This is a genomic window from Kribbella sp. NPDC050459, from assembly GCF_040655315.1.
GTDB lineage: Bacteria > Actinomycetota > Actinomycetes > Propionibacteriales > Kribbellaceae > Kribbella.
The window spans coordinates 292,603-312,482 of sequence record NZ_JBFAJQ010000005.1 but is presented as its reverse complement, the minus strand read 5'-3'; the positions used below and the strand labels follow the sequence as shown (position 1 = coordinate 312,482).

Annotated in this window: 18 protein-coding genes; 13 read left to right on the top strand and 5 right to left on the bottom strand. The window is 69.6% G+C overall.

The genetic code is table 11. From position 1 onward, the window contains the following. Nucleotides 1-15: 15 nt before the first annotated feature. Nucleotides 16-552 (top strand): DUF5946 family protein, encoded by a 537-nt coding sequence (locus AB0I12_RS20320; protein WP_359931759.1) that lies wholly within the window; start codon nucleotides 16-18, stop codon nucleotides 550-552. Nucleotides 553-874: 322 nt separating this feature from the next. Beyond that, complete coding sequence (locus AB0I12_RS20315) at nucleotides 875-1,465, top strand: transglycosylase family protein (RefSeq protein ID WP_359931756.1); 591 nt, start codon at nucleotides 875-877, stop codon at nucleotides 1,463-1,465. 133 nt (nucleotides 1,466-1,598) lie between these two features. On the opposite strand, the gene AB0I12_RS20310 is transcribed toward AB0I12_RS20315, so the two are convergent. From AB0I12_RS20310 to AB0I12_RS20300, 3 genes are read right to left on the bottom strand one after another with little or no spacing between them, the layout of a single operon-like run. Beyond that, nucleotides 1,599-2,249 carry a class I SAM-dependent methyltransferase gene (locus AB0I12_RS20310; protein WP_359931753.1) on the bottom strand — a complete coding sequence of 217 codons (651 nt, stop codon included), beginning with the start codon at nucleotides 2,247-2,249 and terminating at the stop codon, nucleotides 1,599-1,601. A gap of 4 nt (nucleotides 2,250-2,253) precedes the next feature. Then, nucleotides 2,254-2,895 carry a Pr6Pr family membrane protein gene (locus AB0I12_RS20305; protein ID WP_359931750.1) on the bottom strand — a complete coding sequence of 214 codons (642 nt, stop codon included), beginning with the start codon at nucleotides 2,893-2,895 and terminating at the stop codon, nucleotides 2,254-2,256. A 40-nt stretch (nucleotides 2,896-2,935) separates the two neighbouring features. Next, entirely contained in the window at nucleotides 2,936-3,484 is a 549-nt protein-coding gene (locus tag AB0I12_RS20300; protein WP_359931747.1) for a 2TM domain-containing protein, read from the bottom strand. Nucleotides 3,485-3,558: 74 nt separating this feature from the next. Here AB0I12_RS20300 and AB0I12_RS20295 point away from each other — a divergent pair, with 74 nt between their 5' ends. The 3 genes from AB0I12_RS20295 (at nucleotide 3,559) to AB0I12_RS20285 (ending at nucleotide 6,877) form a co-directional block, all read left to right on the top strand. After that, a complete protein-coding gene (locus tag AB0I12_RS20295) occupies nucleotides 3,559-4,164 on the top strand; it encodes a TetR family transcriptional regulator C-terminal domain-containing protein (protein WP_359931744.1) in 606 nt (201 codons plus the stop codon). A gap of 78 nt (nucleotides 4,165-4,242) precedes the next feature. Next, complete coding sequence (locus AB0I12_RS20290) at nucleotides 4,243-4,755, top strand: AAA family ATPase (protein ID WP_359931742.1); 513 nt, start codon at nucleotides 4,243-4,245, stop codon at nucleotides 4,753-4,755. 34 nt (nucleotides 4,756-4,789) lie between these two features. Then, on the top strand, nucleotides 4,790-6,877 hold the full coding sequence (locus tag AB0I12_RS20285) for a molybdopterin-dependent oxidoreductase (protein ID WP_359931739.1): 2,088 nt from the start codon (nucleotides 4,790-4,792) through the stop codon (nucleotides 6,875-6,877). 83 nt (nucleotides 6,878-6,960) lie between these two features. On the opposite strand, the gene AB0I12_RS20280 is transcribed toward AB0I12_RS20285, so the two are convergent. Next, nucleotides 6,961-7,983: a LacI family DNA-binding transcriptional regulator gene (locus AB0I12_RS20280; protein ID WP_359931736.1), complete on the bottom strand. Its 1,023-nt coding sequence runs from the start codon at nucleotides 7,981-7,983 to the stop codon at nucleotides 6,961-6,963. A 279-nt stretch (nucleotides 7,984-8,262) separates the two neighbouring features. On the opposite strand from AB0I12_RS20280, the gene AB0I12_RS20275 reads away from it, so the two are divergent. The 6 genes from AB0I12_RS20275 to AB0I12_RS20250 all read left to right on the top strand — a co-directional run bounded on the left by AB0I12_RS20275 (nucleotide 8,263) and on the right by AB0I12_RS20250 (nucleotide 14,923). Next, nucleotides 8,263-9,012, top strand: a complete 750-nt coding sequence (locus AB0I12_RS20275) for a sugar phosphate isomerase/epimerase (RefSeq protein ID WP_359931733.1) — start codon at nucleotides 8,263-8,265, stop codon at nucleotides 9,010-9,012. Beyond that, complete coding sequence (locus AB0I12_RS20270; protein ID WP_359931730.1) at nucleotides 9,009-10,106, top strand: Gfo/Idh/MocA family oxidoreductase; 1,098 nt, start codon at nucleotides 9,009-9,011, stop codon at nucleotides 10,104-10,106. The genes AB0I12_RS20275 and AB0I12_RS20270 overlap by 4 nt, the downstream gene beginning before the upstream one ends. Continuing rightward, nucleotides 10,103-10,708 (top strand): SGNH/GDSL hydrolase family protein, encoded by a 606-nt coding sequence (locus tag AB0I12_RS20265; protein WP_359931727.1) that lies wholly within the window; start codon nucleotides 10,103-10,105, stop codon nucleotides 10,706-10,708. The genes AB0I12_RS20270 and AB0I12_RS20265 overlap by 4 nt, the downstream gene beginning before the upstream one ends. A 71-nt stretch (nucleotides 10,709-10,779) precedes the next feature. Then, the gene (locus AB0I12_RS20260; protein WP_359931724.1) at nucleotides 10,780-13,224 is read left to right on the top strand and encodes a glycoside hydrolase family 2 protein; all 2,445 of its coding nucleotides are present in this window, start codon (nucleotides 10,780-10,782) and stop codon (nucleotides 13,222-13,224) included. 91 nt (nucleotides 13,225-13,315) lie between these two features. Continuing rightward, on the top strand, nucleotides 13,316-14,053 hold the full coding sequence (locus tag AB0I12_RS20255; protein ID WP_359931721.1) for a 3D domain-containing protein: 738 nt from the start codon (nucleotides 13,316-13,318) through the stop codon (nucleotides 14,051-14,053). A gap of 159 nt (nucleotides 14,054-14,212) precedes the next feature. Then, entirely contained in the window at nucleotides 14,213-14,923 is a 711-nt protein-coding gene (locus tag AB0I12_RS20250; RefSeq protein ID WP_359931718.1) for a polysaccharide deacetylase family protein, read from the top strand. On the opposite strand, the gene AB0I12_RS20245 is transcribed toward AB0I12_RS20250, so the two are convergent. After that, entirely contained in the window at nucleotides 14,910-16,370 is a 1,461-nt protein-coding gene (locus AB0I12_RS20245; protein ID WP_359931716.1) for an NAD-dependent succinate-semialdehyde dehydrogenase, read from the bottom strand. The genes AB0I12_RS20250 and AB0I12_RS20245 overlap by 14 nt on opposite strands. Before the next feature lie 195 nt (nucleotides 16,371-16,565). On the opposite strand from AB0I12_RS20245, the gene AB0I12_RS20240 reads away from it, so the two are divergent. Then, nucleotides 16,566-16,844 (top strand): LuxR C-terminal-related transcriptional regulator, encoded by a 279-nt coding sequence (locus AB0I12_RS20240; RefSeq protein WP_359931713.1) that lies wholly within the window; start codon nucleotides 16,566-16,568, stop codon nucleotides 16,842-16,844. A 50-nt stretch (nucleotides 16,845-16,894) separates the two neighbouring features. After that, complete coding sequence (locus tag AB0I12_RS20235) at nucleotides 16,895-19,816, top strand: AAA family ATPase (protein ID WP_359931710.1); 2,922 nt, start codon at nucleotides 16,895-16,897, stop codon at nucleotides 19,814-19,816. The last annotated feature ends 64 nt before the right edge of the window (nucleotides 19,817-19,880 follow it).

Genomic DNA, 19,880 nt, shown 5'->3' with positions numbered 1-19,880 from the left:
TGTTTCGATCAACGAGTGAACGCACCGAATGGCACGCACGAATCCACGACCTGCCCCGGCTGTGGCACCGTACTGCCGGTTTCGCAGTGGCCCGGTACGCCGAAGTACAACGCGTCCGGCGCGTGCGCGGAGGTCGCCGGGGAGCTGCTCGGCTTCGAGGTGCAGCACGCGACCCGGCTCGGATACCTGCACCAGCTGCGGATCGACGCGTACGGCGCGCAGCACGTCGCCCCGGCCGCGCCGCGGATCGGGCCGGTGTTCGCGCTCAACGGTCTCTACATGTTCTTCGAACGCGGCTCGGGCAACATCGACGTCCGCACCGCGCACGGGATCATGGCGAACTCATACGCCGCCTGGCCACGCCTCGTCCCGCCGGCCCGCGTCGGCGAGCTGACGGCGTACGACGTGCTCACCGCGGGCGGCGTCGACGAGGTCGAAGCGGCACTGCTCAAGTGGGCCCGGGAGGTCTGGGAGTCGTGGCCGGACGAGGACCGGGAGACCATCCGCGAACTGACCGTTCGACTCGTCCCGGAACGCTGGTTCAAGCGCTGAAAACTGATCGGTTCCCAGGCGTGCAGCTCGGCGTGTCGCGGCCCGGAAACCGTTCTGTTGTTGGGCTTTCGGAAGTTCAGGCTCCGGAAAAACTTCGGGGCAGATCACGGATTGGTCTTGCGTTTCGGGCGATCCTCACACAGGATGACTCAGGTCGCGTCGTTACCGTGGCGTGACCATTCGGACGCTGTCCCGTGACCTGGTCGGCGACGCGCCCGGGTGCCTCCCCTGCACGGTGCGTTCCACCATGCCCAAGCTCACGAGGAGCGCTTTCCAGATGTCCAAGGCCCGACATGCGCGCGCCCGGCGAAGCACTCGCCGGGTGGCCCGAACCATCTCCATCGCCGGTCTGGGAGCCGGTATCACCGCCGCCGGCGCCGCTTCGGCGTTCGCGACCGACTACAAGGTCAAGTCCGGCGACACCCTCTCCGAGATCGCCCAGGCCAACGGCGCCGACTGGCACGAGCTGGCCCGGATCAACAACCTGAAGGACCCGAACCTCATCCTGATCGGGCAGACCCTCACGCTCGACGGGGTGCAGAAGGCCGCCGCCGACCCGGCGCCGCGGACCACCCAGAAGAAGGCCGAGAAGGCCGAGACGAAGAAGAGCTCGAAGCCGGAGCGCAAGGCGAAGACCAGCCGGTCCGAGGACCGCCCGAAGAGCAGCGGCAAGGCCAACCTGAGCGGCGCCTGGGCGAAGGTCGCGAACTGTGAGTCCAGCGGCAACCCGCGCGCTGTGAATCCGGCCGGTTACTACGGGCTGTTCCAGTTCGACCTGCGGACCTGGCGTAGCGTCGGCGGCTCCGGCAGCCCGGCGAAGGCCTCCGCGGGCGAGCAGCTGATGCGCGCGAAGAAGCTCTACGCGCAGCGCGGCGCTTCCCCGTGGCCGGTCTGCGGTAAGTACCTGCGCTGAGCCGGACCCGGCCGGGCGGGCGACGGTAGACCGTCCTCACACGCTCGTCCGGCCCACTGGACCGCTTCCCGCCCATCGTGACGGGTCAGTGGCGCACTCATCCGTGAGCGCGATGGGTGGGAAGCACCAGAGGTCAGCTGCGCGTGATGACCAGCATCTGGTCGGCGCCGACCTGGAACTCGTAGGGCACCTTGCGGATCTCGTAGGTGACGCCGTCGAGGGACTCCAGCAGTTCCGGCAGCCACGGGATCGTTGCCCCGGCACCCTGTTGCACCAGCGGGAAGATCCGCACCTCGGAGTTGCTGACCCGGATCAGCTCCCGCAACGCGGCCTCGTGCCAGTCCCGGTCGTACTTGCCGGACCAGGTGAACAACAGATGTGAGCACAGCACCATCTCGAACCGGCGATCCCCGAACGGCAGGTCCGGCAGGCCCGCGGCGACGTACCGCTCCGGCGCCGCCTCGACGTCCTGCAGGAACCGGTCGGCCGCCTCGATCCGGTACTGGTCCTTCCGCTCCGGCGACCCGTACCAGTGCCAGACGAAGCTCCCCGCATGCTCGTCGACGATGCCCGACGTCGCCGGCAGGCTGCGCCGGACGCTGTCGACGAGCTCGGCATGGTCCAGCTCGTACGCCGGATCGGCGGCGATCGCGTCCACACCACGGGCGGCAGCCTCGGCCGTGAAGCCGGCACCGCCCGCACAGCAGTCGAGCACGGACTCGGGGAGTTCCACCAGGTCGAACATCGCTTCGTACTCGGCGTACGAGCGCGAGGTCACCAGCACGGGTCTACCTTTCGACGGTTGTCTTCCGGCGCAACCGGCGGTCGAGGGTGGTCGCCCCCGCCGCCAGAGCCAGGAACAGTACCGCCACCAGCAGACAGTTCAGTAGCACCCGCCCGTACCCGTGCTCGTCGACGTTCACGAACGGGTACGGATAGAAGTGCACGAACTCGCCGCGGATCAGCGTGAACGCGAGCCACAGCAGGGGGTACACGATCGACCACCCGACGATCCGCCAGTCGGTCTGACCGCGCGGCCCGAACAACAGCCAGCCGAGGACGCCGGCAATCGGGGCGGCAGTGTGCAGCAGGAAGTTCGACACCCAGGCCCACCCGCTCAGCTCGTCCAGCCCGGCCAGCACCGCGTGATAGACGATGCCGGTCACCGCGATGCACAGCACACCGTTGAGCCGCAGTGTCTTGAACACCGCGCCCCGGGTCCGGTCCGGCCACAGCGCGAGCACGAGCACCGTGCCGCCGAGCAGCAGGTTCGACTGGATCGTGAAGTACGCGAACACGTTGAACAGGCGTTCGGGCGCGGTGGAGAAGAAGCCCTCCTCGTTCTGCGCCGACAGCGGCAACTGGATCACGATGCCCGCCAGGACCACCGTCACGGTCAGCCAGGTCCAGATACGCCCCGTCGTCGTCATGAACGCAATGTACGACGACCACGAGGCGTACGCCGGGACCTCAGACGGACTCCTTCTCCCGATCCGGCGCCTCGGCGCCCTCGAAGGAGTAGCTGAAGGACACGATCGCGTCGATCACCAGCACGATCGTCCAGGTCCAGGCCGGCCCGAGTGCGGCGTCGTACCCGCGCCCGGAGAGCAGGCCGAGGCCGATCATGACGCCGACGCCGACGACGTACGCGAGCAGGTGCCGGAACCAGCCGGCGCGCTCCCGGCGGGCACGCTCCGGGCCCTTCTTCGGCGGCTTGACCGGACGCGGGGCGCCGGCCATGTAGTGCGCGGCCCACTTGTCCGCCCACTTCAAGGTCTGGTGGCCGAAGCCGACGCTGACGCCGATGAAGATCGCTGCCAGCGAGTGCTTGAACGACGGCTCCGCTCCCCGCTGGATGTCCACAACACTCGCGACCAGCATCACGACGTCGACCAGCGGCACGCCGGCCAGGAGCACCAGACCGATCTTCGGCAGCCGGAGCAGGTAGCGGGCCGCCAGGCCTGCGGCGAGCAGGACCCAGAACCCGATCTCACACGCGGCGATGACAGCAAGCAGCACGGTGTTCCCCTCCCGAGTTTAAGTACGACCGTGTTGTAAAACGAGACTAACACAGCTGTGCTAAAAAGGACCACATGCCGAAGATCGTCGACCACGCCGCCCGCCGCGAGGAGATCGCCGAAGCGCTGTGGCGAGTGGTCCGCCGGGACGGGATCCGGGCGGCCTCGGTGCGCACGATCGCCGCCGAGGCGGGCTGGTCCGCGGGCGCGGTGCGGTACTACTTCCCCGACCAGGACGGGTTGCTCAGCTTCGCGATGGATCTGGTGTCGCGCCGGGTGACCGAGCGGGTCGCCGCGATCCAGCCGAAGGGCTCCGCGACCACGATCGCGCTGCGCTACCTCGAGGAGGCGCTGCCGCTGGACGCCGAGCGGCGCGCCGAGTTCGACGTCTGGATGGCATTCATGGCGCAGGCCCAGGCCGAGTCCGGAGCCGGCGGCCTGCGCGCGCACGTCGACACCGTGCACGACGGTCTGCGGCAGCTGTGCGAGTCGCTGCTGAACGCGCTCGCCGAGGACGGCGCGCTCCGTGACGATCTCGACGTACGCCGGGAAGCCGAGCGGCTGCACGCGCTGATCGACGGCCTCGCTCTGCACGCCGCCATCCAGCCCGACCGCACCAGCCCGGCCCGGGTCCGGCAGTTGCTGCGCCACCACCTCGAGACGCTGGTGGCTCGGCAGTAACCCCTTGCAAACCTGGGTTTTCGGACAAGAATCGCCGAGACCGGTCTAAAACCGCGCGGCACGTGGCACGATCACCGCATGGAGTCCGAGGGGGTGATCGTCGTCAGTGGAATCATGGCGGCGGGGAAGTCGTCGGTGTCCCAGATGCTCGCCGAGAGGTTCCAGTACGGCGTGCATCTGCGGGGGGACGTTTTCCGGCGGATGATCGTGAGCGGGCAGGCGTCGATGGCCGACGACGTGCTCGCCGCACAACGCCAGCTGCAGCTGCGCTACCGGCTCGCCTGTCAGGCCGCCGACGAGTACGCGAAAGCCGGCTTCACCGTGGTCCTGCAGGACGTGGTGATCGGCGAGCTGCTGCGCGAGTTCCTGGACGGCATCCGGACGCGGCCGCGGTACCTGGTCGTGCTGACGCCCCGGCCGGAGGTCATCTCGACCCGGCTCGGCGGCGCGCACCATCTGGTCGACGAGCTCGACTACGAACTGCACGCATTCAGTCCACGGCGCGGGCTCTGGCTCGACAACTCCGACCTGTCGGTGGGCGAGACCGTGGACGCGATCCTCGGCCGGCTCGACGAGGCGCGCTTCGACTGATGCGGCCGTCGCTACCCGGGGGTAGTTTGAGTGGATGACCGTACGGCGGACGTCCTGCAACCTCTGTGAAGCGATCTGCGGCGTGCTCGTCACCGTCGAGGACGGCCGGGTCACCGACATCCGCGGCGACGAGTCCGACCCGCTGTCCCGCGGTCACATCTGCCCGAAGGCGGTCGCGCTCCGCGATCTCCAGGAGGACCCCGACCGGCTGACCACACCGGTCCGGCGGACGGCCGACGGCTGGCAGCAGATCGGCTGGGAGGCGGCGTACGAGCTCGTCGTCGGCAAGCTCACCGGGATCCAGCGTGAGCACGGACGGAACGCGGTCGGGGTGTACCTCGGGAACCCGAACGTGCACAGCCTCGGCGCGCTCACCCATCTGCCGACGATGGTCCGGCAGTTGCGGACCCGGAACCGGTTCAGCGCGACCTCGATCGACCAGTTGCCGCACATGCTCGCGTCGTACCTGCTGTACGGGCACCAGCTGATGATCGCGGTGCCGGACATCGACCGGACGTCGTACCTGTTGATGCTCGGCGCGAACCCGCTGGCGTCGAACGGGAGCATGATGACCGCACCCGGTTTCGGGAAACGCCTCAAGGAAGTGCGGAAACGCGGCGGAAAGGTCGTCGTCGTCGATCCGCGCCGGACCGAGACGGCAGCGGTTTCCGACGAGCATCACTTCGTCCGGCCGGGGACCGACGCCGCCTTCCTGCTCGCACTGATCCATCAGGTGATCTCCGACGGTCACGCGCGCGTCGCGGCGTACGTCGACGGTCTCGCGGCCGTGGAGGCCGCGGTGGAGAAGTGGACGCCGGAACGGGCGGCGGACATCACCGGAATCCCGGCGGACGCGATCCGACGGATCGCGCTCGAGTTCGCGACGGCCGAGCGGGCGGCCTGCTACGGGCGGGTCGGGGTGTCGACGCAGCAGTTCGGGGCGGTCTGCCAGTGGGCGATCCAGGTGCTGAACATCATCACCGGGAACCTGGACCGCCCCGGCGGGACGATGTTCCCGCGGCCGGCGGTGAACGCGTTGCTCGGACTCGGGCGCGGGCACGTCGGCGCCTGGAAGAGCCGCGTCCGCGGCCTGCCGGAGTTCGGCGGCGAGTTGCCGGTGTCGACGATGGCCGAAGAGATCCTGACGCCGGGCGAGGGGCAGATCCGGGCGATGGTGACCGTCGCGGGGAACCCGGTGCTGTCGACACCCGACGGCCGCCGGCTCGACGAGGCATTGGGGTCGCTCGAGTTCATGGTTGCGGTGGATCCGTACATCAACGAGACCACGCGGCACGCCGACGTGATCCTGCCGCCGGCGCCGCCGCTGGAGCGGGACCACTACGACGTGATCTTCCACCAGCTCGCCGTCCGGAACACCGCGCGGTGGAACGACGCCGTCCTGCCGAAGCCCGTGTCGGCGCGGCACGACTGGGAGATCTTCCGGGACCTGGGGCTGGCGCTGGTACGCCGTACCCCGTGGAGCCGGCGCCGCGTACAGACGACGGCACGGCTGCGGTTGTCACCGCGGCGGATCGTCGACGCCGGGCTGCGGATCGGTCCGTACCGCTTGTCGGTCGGGAAGCTGCGCCGGTCACCGGGCGGGATCGATCTCGGGCCGTTGCAGCCGGCGCTGCCCGGAGCGCTGCGCCGGACGTCGAAGCGGATCGACCTCGCCCAGCCGATGATCCTCGACGATCTGCCGCGGCTGGATGCGCTGACGACCGTCGCTCCGGGCGAGTTGCTGCTCATCGGCCGCCGGCACCTGCGCAACAACAACTCCTGGATGCACAACTCCGCGCGCCTGGTGAAGGGCAAGCCGCGGCACCAGCTGCTGATGCATCCGGGCGACCTCGCCGACCGCGACCTGACCGACGGCCAGCTGGTCACCGTCACCTCGGCGGCCGGCGCCGTCTCGGTTGAAGTTGCCTCTAGCAACGACATGATGCCCGGCGTGGTCAGCCTGCCGCACGGCTTCGGCCACAACCATCCCGGCGCGCGGCTTTCGGTCGCGAGTCAGGTCCCCGGTCCGAGCGCGAACGACATCACCGACACGGCCTTCGTCGACGCCGTCGCCGGCACCTCCGCGGTCAACGGCGTACCCGTCACCGTCACCGCCGGCTGAGCAGCTCCGACACACGCGGGGTTATCCCCGCCTGTTGGGGGTTCTTCGTTGGCATACCGACGAAGAACCCCCAAGGCGAGGGGTTATCCGTTCGCGCGAGGTGGGGGGCCGGAGCTGTCGCGGATGAGCAGGAGGGGCGTCGAGTAGAGGTGGGATTGGGGTTGGGCGCCGGCCAGGAGGTCCAGCAGGCGGTGGGTCACCTCGGTTCCGTAGCCGACCACGTTGTGGCTCAGGGCGGTGAGTGTCGGGTGGGTGATCCGGCACAGCGGCGAATCGTCCCAGGCGACCAGGGTGATGTCGTCGGGGATGCGGAGGTCGAGCGCCTGGACGACGGCCAGTCCGGCCACCGCCATCAGGTCGTTGTCGTAGACGATCGCGGTCGGGCGCGGGGTGGCGGCGAGGACCTCGCGGGTCGCGTCGGCACCCTGCGTGGCGGTGTAGTCGGTGTGATGGGTCGAGGCCGTCAGCCCGAGCCGGCAGGCAGCCATGTCGTACGCCTGGTCGCGGATCCAGACGTCGCCGAACTCCGGCGGACCGGCCACCCGCGCGATCACCCGGTGGCCGAGCGACGCCACGTGGTCGAGCGCCGCGGTCATCGCCGCGGCGGCGTCCGTCCAGACACACGGCATCCCGTCGGCGAGTGCGGGATCGCCGACCAGGACGGCCGGCAGACCGAGCGTGCGCAGCACCGGGATGCGGGGATCGGCGACCCGCAGGTCGACGACGATCACGCCGTCGACCCGGCGCTCCGCGGCCCACTTCCGGTACGTCGCGATCTCGTCGTCCAGATTCGCGACGACCTGGAGCGCCAGCGAGTACGACTTCTCGGCCAGCACCGCCTCGATCCCGCCGACGAAGCCCATGAAGTACGGCTCCTCGCTCAGCGTCTGCGCGGTCCGGGCCAGGACGAGCCCGAACGTCTCGCTGCGCGCCGCGGACAACTGCCGGGCGGCGCGGTTCGGCGCCCACTGCATTTCCGCGGCGACTTTCAGCACTCGCGCCCGGGTGGCCTCGGACACCCCGGGCCGATTGTTCAGGGCGTAGGACACTGCGCCTTGTGAGACACCGCAGCGCCGTGCGATCTCTTTGATGGTTACGTGCGACACGATGGGACTCCTCCCCAGCGACCGGACCGCTGACGAGCGATCCGGACACTCACAGTGTCCTCCGTCACGCACACCATGTCAGGATCTCCGCACAGAAAGTGACCTCCCCGGGACCACCGGGGCTGAGCGGCCTGTCAGGTGACCGCCCAGTCGTTGGGCGGAGGGTGGTGTGGACGGGGCCGATTGGGATACGGTTTGCGTCGTTACTTAACCGGTTCGGCTTATCAGTCGGCGCCAACCCCAGGGCAGCGGGTGCGGTGCCGCCGACAAGGAGAAACCATGGTCGCAAAGGACCACCTGTCCCTCCAGCTGTACACGGTCCGGGGCAAGCTCGAAGAGGACTTCGACGGCACCCTGGCCCGCATCGCGGAGATCGGCTACACCAAGGTCGAACCCTTCGGTGTGACCGCCTTCGCGGACCGTCTGGCCGACGCGCTGCCCAAGCACGGACTCTCGGCCCCGACCACGCACGCCGGCCTGCTCCGCGAGGACAGCGCCCCGATCCTCGCCGCGGCGCAGCGGCTCGGCATCACCACGGTGATCGACCCGCACACCGACCCGGCCCGCTGGCAGGCCGCGGACGACGTCAAGGCGATCGCCCAGGGCCTGAACGAGGCCGCGAAGGTTGCCGCCGACCTCGGCATCACGGTCGGCTACCACAACCACCAGTTCGAGCTCGAGTCGACGATCGGCGGCGCGCACGCGCTGGAGATCCTCGCGGACAACCTGTCCGACGAGGTGATCCTCGAGGTCGACACGTACTGGGCCGCGGTCGGCGGCGCCGACGTACCGGCGCTGCTGAAGAAGTTCGGCGAGCGGGTCACCGCGATCCACGTCAAGGACGGCGACGGGACCCTGAACAACAAGGCCCAGGTCGCGGTCGGCGACGGCACCATCGCGGTCCGGGACATCCTGGCCGCGGCCCCGCAGGCGCTCCGCGTGGTCGAGCTGGACGACTTCACCGGCGAGATCTTCGACGCGGTCGAGGGCAGCTACGTCTTCCTCACCGGAGAGGGCGCACCGGCATGAGCGCTGTCGGTGTAGGTGTGATCGGCGCCGGGGTGATCTCCGACGCCTACATCAAGAGCATGCAGAGCTTCCCGGACCTGAAGGTCGTCGCGATCGGCGACCTGCGGCCGGAGGCCGCCAAGGAGAAGGCCGAGCAGTACGGCATCGAGACCCACGGGGGTCCCGAGGCGGTGCTGAACAACGCCGACGTCGAGATCGTGGTCAACCTGACCATCCCGATCGCGCACGTCGAGGTGGCCCTCGCTGCGGTCGCCGCCGGTAAGCACGTCTGGAGCGAGAAGCCGTTCTCGCTGGACCAGGAGAGCGGCCTGAAGCTGCTGGCGACGGCCCAGGACGCGGGCCTGCGGCTGGGCTGCGCCCCGGACACCATCCTGGGCCCGGGCCTGCAGGAGTCCCGGCGGATCATCGAGCGCGGTGACATCGGTACGCCGCTGACCGCGCTCACCCTGATGCAGTCCCCCGGCCCGGAGTCCTGGCACCCGAATCCGGCGTTCTTGTTCTCCGACGGCGCGGGCCCGCTGTGGGACATCGGCCCGTACTACCTGACCACGCTGGTGCAGCTCTTCGGCCCGGTCGCCGCCGTCGCGGGGATCGGCTCGAAGTCGCGGGACAAGCGCACGATCGGCTCCGGTCCGCTGGCGGGGACCGACTTCGACGTCACCGTGCCGACGCATGTCAGCGCGATCGCGAAGTTCGAGTCGGGGCAGTCGTCGCAGAGCATCTTCAGCTTCGACTCGCCGCTGCCGCGGGCCGGGTTCGTCGAGATCACCGGTTCGGACGCGACCCTCGCCGTACCGGACCCGAACGGGTTCGACGGTGCGATCAAGATCCGCCGGCGCGGCGCGGAGGACTGGGAGACGATCGCCGAGACGAAGGCGGTCGCACAGCGCGGGACCGGCGTCCTCGAGATGGCTCGCGCCATCCGGGCCGACCGGCCGCACCGGGCGACCGGCGCGCTGGCGTTCCACATCGTCGACGTGATGGCTTCCATCACCGACTCGATCGACACCGGCGCGTTCGTGGACGTGGCGAGCACGGTCGAGGTCGCGCCGATCCTGCCCGACGACTGGGACGTCACGGCGGCCACTCTGTGAGCATCCTTCTGGATCCCCGGCGGACCGTCGTGTTCGCCGGGGACTCGGTGACCGACTGCGGCCGCCGTACCGATCCTTCCGGACTCGGTGACGGCTACGTCCGCGAGCTGTCCGACGAGCTCGGCGAGCGCCGGCCGGCGATCGTCAACGCCGGTATCAGCGGCAATCGGGCGGCCGACCTGGCTGCCCGGTGGTCCGCCGATGTGCTGGCCCACGACCCGTCGCTGGTGTCGATCCTGATCGGGATCAACGACACCTGGCGGCGGTACGACGAGAACGACCCGACGACCCCCGAGGACTTCGAGGCGTCGTACCGGTCGCTGCTCGACCCGCTGTCGTGCCCCGTGGTCCTGATGGAGCCGTTCCTGCTGCCGGTGAAGGACGGGCAGGAGGAGTGGCGCGAGGACCTCGACCCGAAGCTCGAGGTGGTCCGGAAGCTGGCCGTCGAGTACGGCGCGATCCTGGTCCCCACCGACGTCGAGCTGACCAAGCAGGCCGCATCGGCCGGTGCGGCGACGCTCGCCGGCGACGGCGTACACCCAACCGCTGCCGGACACCGCGCCCTCGCCGATCTGTGGCGACGGTACGTCCTGGACGCCTGACGTTCCCCTGCTTCCGTGTCTGGCGGGAGCAGCGCGGTTCTACTAAACCGGTTCACCCCTGGAGCCCGACTGTGACATCACTCAAGACTCTCGACCTGACGACCGACGGCGGTGCTGCCTGGACCGTGCATGCCGTCGAGGGGCCGGCGCCCGACGGCCTGATCGGCCGCGCCGTCGCCGCGACCGTGCCGGGCGAGGTGCACACCGACCTGCTCGCGGCCGGCGAGATCCCGGACCCGTTCGACGGCGACAACGAGTCGCAGCTGCACTGGATCGGCCGCACCCGCTGGGCGTTCCAGACAACGTTTTCCTGGGTTGCTGACGGCAACGACCGGCAGGAGTTGGTGGCCGAGGGGCTGGACACGGTCGCGACGGTGACGCTGAACGGCCAGGAGCTCGGCCGGACCGCGAACCAGCACCGCTCGTACCGGTTCGACGTCACCGGCGTTCTGGTGGCCGGGGACAACGAGCTGACGGTCGAGTTCGAGGGACCGGTGACGGCCGCCGAAGCGGAGCGCGCGAAGGTCGGCAGCTGGCCGCACACCAACCTGCACCCGTACAACGAGCTGCGGAAGATGGCGTCGAACTTCGGCTGGGACTGGGGACCCGACGTCGCGACGGCCGGCATCTGGCGCCCGATCCGGATCGAATCCTGGTCCGATGTCCGGATCTCCTCGGTCCGGCCGCTCGCCCGGGTGGACGGTTCGGACGGCGTGCTCACGACGCACGTCGAACTGGCCTGGGCCGACGACGCCGCCGGTGAGGCCACCGTGACGGTCGAGGTCGGCGGCACTCAGCAGTCGGCGACCGTCAAGCCCGGCACCGACACCGTGAAGCTGGTCAGCACGGTCGCCGACGTGGACGTCTGGTGGCCGCGCGGGTACGGCGAGCAGCCGCTGTACGACGTGACCGTGACGCTGAACGACGACGACTGGCACGCTCGCGTCGGCTTCCGGAACGTCACCGTGAACGTTGCCCCGGACAACGACGGTACGCCGTTCGTGCTGTCGGTGAACGGCAAGCCGATCTATGTGCGCGGCGCGAACTGGATCCCCGACGACGCGTTCGTCACCCGTCTGAACGCCGACACGTACCGGACCAGCGTCGAGGACGCGGTCGACGCGGGCATGAACCTGCTGCGCGTCTGGGGCGGCGGGATCTACGAGAGCGAGCTGTTCTACGACGTCTGCGACGAGCTCGGCATCCTGGTCTGGCAGGACTTCCTGTTCGCGTGCGCGGCGTACTCGGAGGACGAGCCGCTGCGGAGCGAGGTCGAGGCGGAGGCTCGCGAGGCCGTCACGCGACTGAGCCGGCATGCCAGTCTCGCGGTCTGGAACGGCAACAACGAGAACATCTGGGGGTACGTCGAGTGGGGCTGGCGGGTTCCGCTGGCCGGCCGGCCGTGGGGCGCGGGGTACTACCTCGACCTGCTGCCCCGCGTGGTCGCGGAACTCGACCCGCGAACGCCGTACTCGGCCGGCAGCCCGTACTCGTTCGACCAGTTCATCCACCCGAACGACGACCGGCACGGCACCATGCACATCTGGGACGTCTGGAACCAGGTGGACTACACGACGTACCGCAAGTACAAGCCGCGGTTCGTGTCGGAGTTCGGGTTCCAGGGGCCGCCGGCCTGGTCGACGCTGACGTCGGTGGTGCACGACGTGCCGCTGGATCCCTACGGTTCGCAGATGCTGGTGCACCAGAAGGCGTTCGAGGGCAATCTCAAGCTGGAGCGCGGCCTGGGTGAGCACCTGCCGGCCTGGAAGGACATCGACGACTGGCACTGGACAACGCAGCTCAATCAGGCGCGCGCCGTTGCCTATGGCATCGAGCACTTCCGCTCACTGTTCCCGTTGAACACGGGAGCAGTTGTCTGGCAGCTCAATGACAACTGGCCGGTGGTCTCGTGGGCAGCCGTCGACGGGCACGGGATCCGCAAGCCGTTGTGGTACGCGTTGAAGCGCGTGTACGCCGACCGGCTGCTGACTGTTCAGCCTCGGGAGGACGGCCTGATCGTTGCTGCGCACAACGACACCGACGCGGTGTGGTCGACCGAGGTCACCGTCACGCGACGGTCGACGCTCGGCGACGGGGTGCTCGCCCGGGAGACGTTCGCGGTGGCGATCGCGGCCCGCTCGGCGGTGGTGAACGAGCTGCCGTCGTCCGTCGCGGTCGCCGGGAAGCCTGCCGCCGAGTACCTCGAGGTGCGCGGCGCGGACGGCGTCACGGCGTACTGGTACTTCGTCGAGGACACCGAGCTGCAGCTCGCGGGTGACGCGTACACGGCCACGGTCACGCCGACCGAGGGCGGGTACGACGTGACGGTCAGCGCGACTGCTCTGGCGAAGGACCTGGCGCTGTTCCCGGACCGGCTGGACGCGGCAGCGCGAGTGGACTCGTGCCTCGTCACGCTGTCCGCGGGCGAGAGCCACACGTTCCACGTCACCGGCGCCGACGCTCCGGCCGAGATCGCCGTGCCGGTACTGCGATCGGTGAACGACCTGCTGAACTGACTTACGTCGAGACCTTGACTAATGGGGCGGCGGGACCGCTACTAGGGGATGAAACCCCTTGGTCCCGCCCCACCTCGGAGGTCTTGCCGTCATGCGCGCTCTCGCCGTCGTCCTGCTGAGTTTCGCTTCCCTGCTGGTTGCTCCGGCCACCGCGTCCGCGGCCCTGCCGGCCTGTCAGCACTTCTACACCGGGCCGATCCCCGACCGGCCGGTCTCCGGCGGGCACGGCAACGGGACGACGGCGCCGCCGTACGACGTCAGCGGCCGGCTGCCCGCACCGAGCGGGATCAACGGCGGCCTCGGTGCGGACGGGAAGGTGACGTTCACGTTCAACCGGGTGGCCGGCGCGAAGGCGTACCGGGCGTTCCGGAACGGGCAGGCGCTGCAGTGGGTCAGCGACTGGGGTCAGCCGACGCTGCAGGTCACTGACACGAGCCCGTGCGACGGCGCGCACTACCAGGTGTACGCGATGACGGCCGAGGACACAGCCGCGTCGTCGATCGGCCAGATCAGCACGTCGTACCGGCTGGACTCCTCGAACCGCTTGGCGGCGTACCGGGTGCCGGTCGGGACCACGCTGAACTATCGCGTGTCGGCATACAACGACGTCGCGCAGACCGCGCTCGGCTACAACGCCGGCACCGGGATCTGCGCAGTGGACGCGCGGATCATCCCGTGGGGTACACGGCTGTACGTCCCCGGCTACGGGCACTGCTACGTGGCGGACATCGGCAGCTGGATCAAGGACGACATCGTCGACGTCTGGTTCCCGCCGGGACCGGACGCGGACAACTGGGGCATCCAGCGCCTCACGCTGACCGTAGAATGATCCTTTGTGACCTGGGGGAAACGCGTTGCGGTCGGTGTGTTGCTGCTGACTGTTGCCGGATGCAGCGACACCACACCGACCGCCGGAGTCGTCACTGAGACACCACAGACGCGTGCTCCTGCTGCACCGGTACGCACGGTTCGCCCCACGCTTGTACCGGTGCATGCCAGACCAGGTGCCTCGAGCAACGTCAAGCTGATGCCGGTGCTCGACCATGGGCCGCGGGACCGGAAGCTGATCGCGTTGACCTTCGACGCCGATCTGACCGCGCTCATGCGGCGACGGCTGGTGTCGGGGCAGGTCAAGTCGTACTACAACAAGGCACTGATCGACGAGCTCCGGGCACTGCATGTCCCGGCAACCATGTTCCTGACGGGGATGTGGATGGAGCAGTACCCGCAGGTGGTGAAGGAGCTCGCTGCGGACCCGCTGTTCGAGCTGGGGACACATACCTACGACCACCGTGGTTTCACCAAGCATTGCTACACGTTGGGGACCGTGCCGCGTGCGCAGATGCTGACCGACGTACAGCGCGCCGTCGTACAGCTGGACCAGCTGGATCCGCACGCCACCAGGTGGTTCCGGTTCCCCGGCGGCTGCTACGACACCACCGCACTGCACGAACTGGCCCCGGCCGGCGTCACGGCAGTCGGCCTGGACGTGCCAGGCGCCGACGGCTTCGCCAAGTCCCCGCAGCCGATCATCAAACAGGTCCTCGACCACGTCCAGAACGGCTCGATCGTGGTCCTCCACATGCACGGCGGCGACAACGCGCCGTACACCGCCCAAGCCCTCGGCCAGATCGTCCGAGAACTCCGCGCCCGCGGCTACGAACTCGTCACCGTCACCCAGCTCGTCAGTCGACGTTGACTGCGACGTACTTGGTTTCCAGGTATTCGTCGATGCCGACGGTGCCGCCTTCGCGGCCGAGGCCGGATTGTTTGACGCCGCCGAAGGGGGCGGCGGGGTTGGAGACGATGCCCTGGTTGAGGCCGATCATCCCGGCTTCGAGGCGCTCGGAGACGCGGAGGGCGCGGCTCAGGTCCTTGGTGAACAGGTAGGACACCAGGCCGAACTCCGTGTCGTTCGCCATCCGCACGGCCTCGTCCTCGGTCTCGAACGCGGTCAGCGGCGCGACCGGCCCGAAGATCTCCTCCTGCTGCAGCCGGGCACTCCGCGGTACGTCGGCCAGCACCGTCGGCTGGAAGAAGTACCCGTTGCCGTCAGCAACCGCTCCGCCGGTGAGCGCGCGGGCGCCCTGCGCGATCGCGTCGGCGACCAGGTCGGCCACCTTGTCGCGCTGCTTGCCGTCGATCAGCGGGCCGACGTCGACGCCGTCCTCGGTGCCGCGGCCGACCTTCAGCCGGGACATCCGCTCGGTCATCCGGGTCGCGAACTCGTCCATCACCGACGACTGCACGTAGATCCGGTTGGCCGCCGTACAGGCCTCGCCGCCGTTGCGCATCTTGGCCAGCATCGCGCCGTCGACGGCCTTGTCGAGGTCGGCATCCTCGAACACCAGCAGCGGAGCGTTCCCGCCGAGCTCCATGCTGGTCCGCAGCACCTGCTCGGACGCCTGCTCGAGCAGCGCACGCCCGACCGCCGTCGACCCTGTGAACGAGAGCTTGCGGGCGCGGCCGTCGCGGATCAGCGGCTCCATCACACCACCTGCGTCGTGGGTCGTCACCACGTTGAGCACGCCGGCCGGGAGCCCGGCCTCGGTCATCAGCTCGGCCAGCTTGAGCATCGACAGCGGCGTCTGCGCGGCCGGCTTGATCACCATCGTGCAGCCCGCCGCGACCGCCGGGCCGATCTTGCGGGCGCCCATCGCCGCCGGGAAGTTCCACGGCGTGATCAGCAGGCACGGACCGACCGGCTGGCGCATCACCAGGAACCGGCCGGAGCCGTTCGGCGCGATCTGGTAGCCGCCGTCGATCCGGACCGCCTCCTCGGCGAACCAGCGGAAGAACTCGGCCGCGTAGGCGATCTCGCCCTTGGACTCGGCGACCGGTTTGCCCATCTCGAGCGTCATCAGCAACGCGAGGTCGTCGGCCCGCTCGGTCATCAGCTCATAGGTACGGCGGAGGATCTCGCCGCGCTCCCGTGGCGGCGTCGCGGCCCAGTCGGCCTGCGCGGCCACGGCGGCGTCCAGCGCGGCCTTGCCGTCGGCCGGACTCGCGTCGGACACGTCGCAGAGCGCCGTCCCCGTGGAGGGGTCCTCGACGGTCAGGGTCTTGCCGCTCTCGGCCGCCACCCACTTGCCGCCGATGAACAGCTCGGTCGGACAAGCCTCGACGACTTCCCGCTCTCGTGACATGAGCCTGCCTTTCGCCTAGTCGGGCAGTACCCAGATTAGGCGGTCCGGATGAGCGCCCCGAGAGGTACGCTCGCCACAGCCGAGAGCTCACTCCGTGGCCGAGTAGCAGCGGCCACGGCCTGGCTCCCGGCTCCCGCACAAATGTGGGTGCCGATCCCCCATGCGCGCCCTCGCCCTGGCTGGCAACCTGTCAGTGTGCTCAACTCAGCGGTGCGCCGGGACAGCCTCGCGGCGGAGTCCGACTGCGAGGTGTACGAGCTCGACGCGCACCGCCCGGACCAGGCCGAGGAGCTGACCAGCCGTCAGATCGCGATCGGCCGCCTGATGTCCACCGGCCTGAAGGACGCCGCGGTGGCCCGCGAGCTCGGTCTGTCGCTGCGGACCGTGCGGGCCGAGATCAGCGCGATGGTGGCCGCGCTCGGCGCCAGGTCCCGCTTCCAGGCCGGCTGTTTGCTGACCCGCCGCTACGGCTGAGCCATGTCCTGACCTGCGGCGCCGACGCGCCGTCGTTACAGTTGGCTGCCATGCAGCCCCGTTCGCCCGCGGTGGTCGGCAGACACCGGGAGATCGAAGGTCTTCACCGGCTGCTGGCCGATGCTCGCGGCGGGCGTGGCGGCGCGGCCTTCCTGGCCGGCGAGCCCGGGATCGGCAAGAGCCGGCTGGCCGCTACGGCAACCTCCCGCGCACTCGACGACGGTATGGCGGTCCTGCGTGGCCGGGTCGGCGCGATCGGCACGATGGTCGCGTTCCGGCCGTTCACGGAGGCGCTGCTGTCGTTGGTGCGGCGCGGCGGGATGCCCGCGACCGAAGCTCTCGGACCGTACCGGCGCGTGCTGGGGCGTCTGGTCCCGGACTGGGACGACGGTACGTCGCACGACACCTCTGCTTCGCCGGTCCTGCTCGGCGAGGCCGTACTGCGGCTGCTCGCGCTCGTCGGGAAGGACCGCGGCTGTCTGCTGGTCCTGGAGGATCTGCACGGTGCCGACCCGGAGACGCTGGCGGTCGTCGAGTACCTGCTCGACAACCTGGACGGGCAGCCGATCGCGCTGGTCGCGACGACGCGGGACGAGGTCTGTCCGGCGTACGAGCTGGCCAGCTCGTCGGCACAGCGTGGCGCGGCCGGACTGGTCGCGTTACCGCCTCTCCAGCGCCATGACGTGGCTGAGCTTGCCGCAGGCTGCCTAGAGGTTCCGGTTGACGACGTACCGGAGCGACTTGTCCATCAGTTGTGGCAGGACAGCGTCGGAAGCCCTTTTGTTGTTGAGGAACTGCTGCAGGAGGCGGCCCGCTCCGGCCAGCTCGTGACAAGCCCGGACGGCCGCGTGCAGGTGGCCGATGACCTGCGCGGGAACGTGCCGGACGCAGTAGTGCGCAGCGTCAACAGCCGGACGGAGCAGCTCGGGCCGCAGTCGCAGAACATCCTGCTGCTGGCCGCTGTCATCGGGCACCGGTTCCCGTTGAGCGTCGTACGCAAGGCCGCCAGGGTGGACGAGCGCTTGCTCCTGACAACGCTCCGGGCCGGTACGGCGGCGCAGCTGGTCGAGCCGGACGAGCCGGCGCCGGACTGGTACGCGTTCCGGCATCCGCTCACCGCCGACGCGTTGGTGACCGGTCTGACGCCGACGGAACGGTCGGCGCTGGCCCGGCGCTGTGCGGACGCGGTCGAGGAGCTGTACCCCGGACTGCCCGGCGAGTGGTGTCCGATGGTCGCGGAGCTCGCCGAGAGGGGCGGGGACCGCGGCCGCGCCGGGCGACTGTTCGCGCTCGCGGGGCGTCGGTCGTTCGACGACGGGTCGGCCGGCTCGGCGGTCAATCTGCTCGACCGCGCGAACGCGCTGCTCGTGGATTCCGACGTCGTCGACCGGGCCGACGCCCTCAGCTCGCTGCTGCTCGCCCTCAGCGCGACCGGCCGGCTGGAGCACCTCGCCACACACGCGGAGACAGTCGACGAGCTCGCGGACCGTAACCTCGACAGCCGCAAGGTGGCCGCCCTGCACGTCCAGCTGGCGAACGCGGAGATGATCGCGGGCCGCTGGGCGGACGCGCTGACGCACGTGGCAACCGCCCGCTCGCTGCTCGGCCCCGAGGCGGACGATGCCGATCTCGCACCGGTCGACGTCGTCGCGGCGAACCTCGAACTGGCCCGGACGAGCCCCGATCGGATCGAGACCGCCAGCGCACTGGCCACCCGGGCCGTCGCGGCCGCCGAGCGTGCCAAGCTGCCCGAGGTGGCCTGCGAGGCCCTGGACCTGCTGGGGATCCTGGCCCGGGAGCACGACCTGGACCGGTCGATCGCCTATTTCCACCGCGCACGCCAGGTGGCCGAGGACCACTCGCTGGCGTTCCAGCGCGTCTGCTCGCACATCTTCCAGGCGGGCACGATCTGCCTGGCCGACGGCGGCGTCCGCGAGCTGGAGCGCGCCCGGCAGCAGGCCCTGCGGGTCGGAGCGATGCCGCTGGCGTACGAAATCGACGGCATCCTCGGGCAGCAGGCGGTCCTGCGGTCCGAGTACACGCTGGCCGCCGAGCTGATCGACGAGTGTCTCGAGGTCACCCGGCGGCTGCGGGTCGGCCGCTCGGCGACGTACTTCCTGGCTACCAAGGCGATGCTGGAAGCCCACCAGGGCCGACGGTCCGCGATGGAGGCGGCCCTGGCCGAGGCCGCGAACTGGGGCGGCGAGCGGGCGTCGTACGAGCTGCCGTACTCGTACGGTCTGGCGAGGACGTTCTGCGCACTCCTGGAGGAGGACCGTGAGCTGGCTGAGGCCGACATGGCACAGGCGCTCGAGTACGACGAGCAGAACCCGACCACGCTGCACATGGTGGGTAAGAACGGTCTGGGGCTGCTGCTGGACGTACTGTCCGGCCGGAGCGGCTGGGCGCAGTTCAAGACGGTGACCGCGACCGCTGCGAGTGGGATGCGGTGGAACAAGCAGTACGTGCAGCTGGCGCACGCCGTACTGCTCGGACGGGACGGCCAGGTCGAGGCGGCCAACGCCGCTGTGCTCGCCGCGGTCGACACCGCCTCGCTGTACCCGATGGCGAGTCAGCTGGGTCTGCGGCTGGTCGCGGAGCCCGCTCACGCGGACGGGTGGGGTGAACCGGTCGGGTGGTTGCGGCAGGCTGAGGAGTACTTCCACAACGCCGACATCCCGGCGGTGGCCAGCGCCTGCCGCGGTCTGCTGCGGCAGTTCGGTGCGACGGTGCCGCAGCGGCGGAGCGGCTCCGAACACGTACCGGCGTCGCTGCGCCAACTGGGCGTCACCGCGCGGGAGTACGAGGTGTGCCGATTGCTCCTGGACCGGATCGGTAACAAGGCGATCGCAGCCCGGCTGCACATCTCGCCGCGAACCGTCGAGAAGCACGTGGCCGGGCTGCTGACGAAGACACAGCAACCGGACCGCGACGCGCTCAGCAGTTTCGTCCGGAGCGTTCTTCGGAACTGAGCAGTGCCGATTCCGGGCATGGATGCGTGTGCAGAACGCTCCGGGACCTCTCGGGTGATAGTTG

Coding starts and splice junctions, on each gene's coding strand:
- AB0I12_RS20305 (WP_359931750.1), bottom strand. CDS start 2,895: ATGACGACGACGGGGCGTATCTGGACCTGGCTGACCGTGACGGTGGTC.
- AB0I12_RS20295 (WP_359931744.1), top strand. CDS start 3,559: ATGCCGAAGATCGTCGACCACGCCGCCCGCCGCGAGGAGATCGCCGAA.
- AB0I12_RS20290 (WP_359931742.1), top strand. CDS start 4,243: ATGGAGTCCGAGGGGGTGATCGTCGTCAGTGGAATCATGGCGGCGGGG.
- AB0I12_RS20285 (WP_359931739.1), top strand. CDS start 4,790: ATGACCGTACGGCGGACGTCCTGCAACCTCTGTGAAGCGATCTGCGGC.
- AB0I12_RS20275 (WP_359931733.1), top strand. CDS start 8,263: ATGGTCGCAAAGGACCACCTGTCCCTCCAGCTGTACACGGTCCGGGGC.
- AB0I12_RS20270 (WP_359931730.1), top strand. CDS start 9,009: ATGAGCGCTGTCGGTGTAGGTGTGATCGGCGCCGGGGTGATCTCCGAC.
- AB0I12_RS20255 (WP_359931721.1), top strand. CDS start 13,316: ATGCGCGCTCTCGCCGTCGTCCTGCTGAGTTTCGCTTCCCTGCTGGTT.
- AB0I12_RS20245 (WP_359931716.1), bottom strand. CDS start 16,370: ATGTCACGAGAGCGGGAAGTCGTCGAGGCTTGTCCGACCGAGCTGTTC.
- AB0I12_RS20235 (WP_359931710.1), top strand. CDS start 16,895: ATGCAGCCCCGTTCGCCCGCGGTGGTCGGCAGACACCGGGAGATCGAA.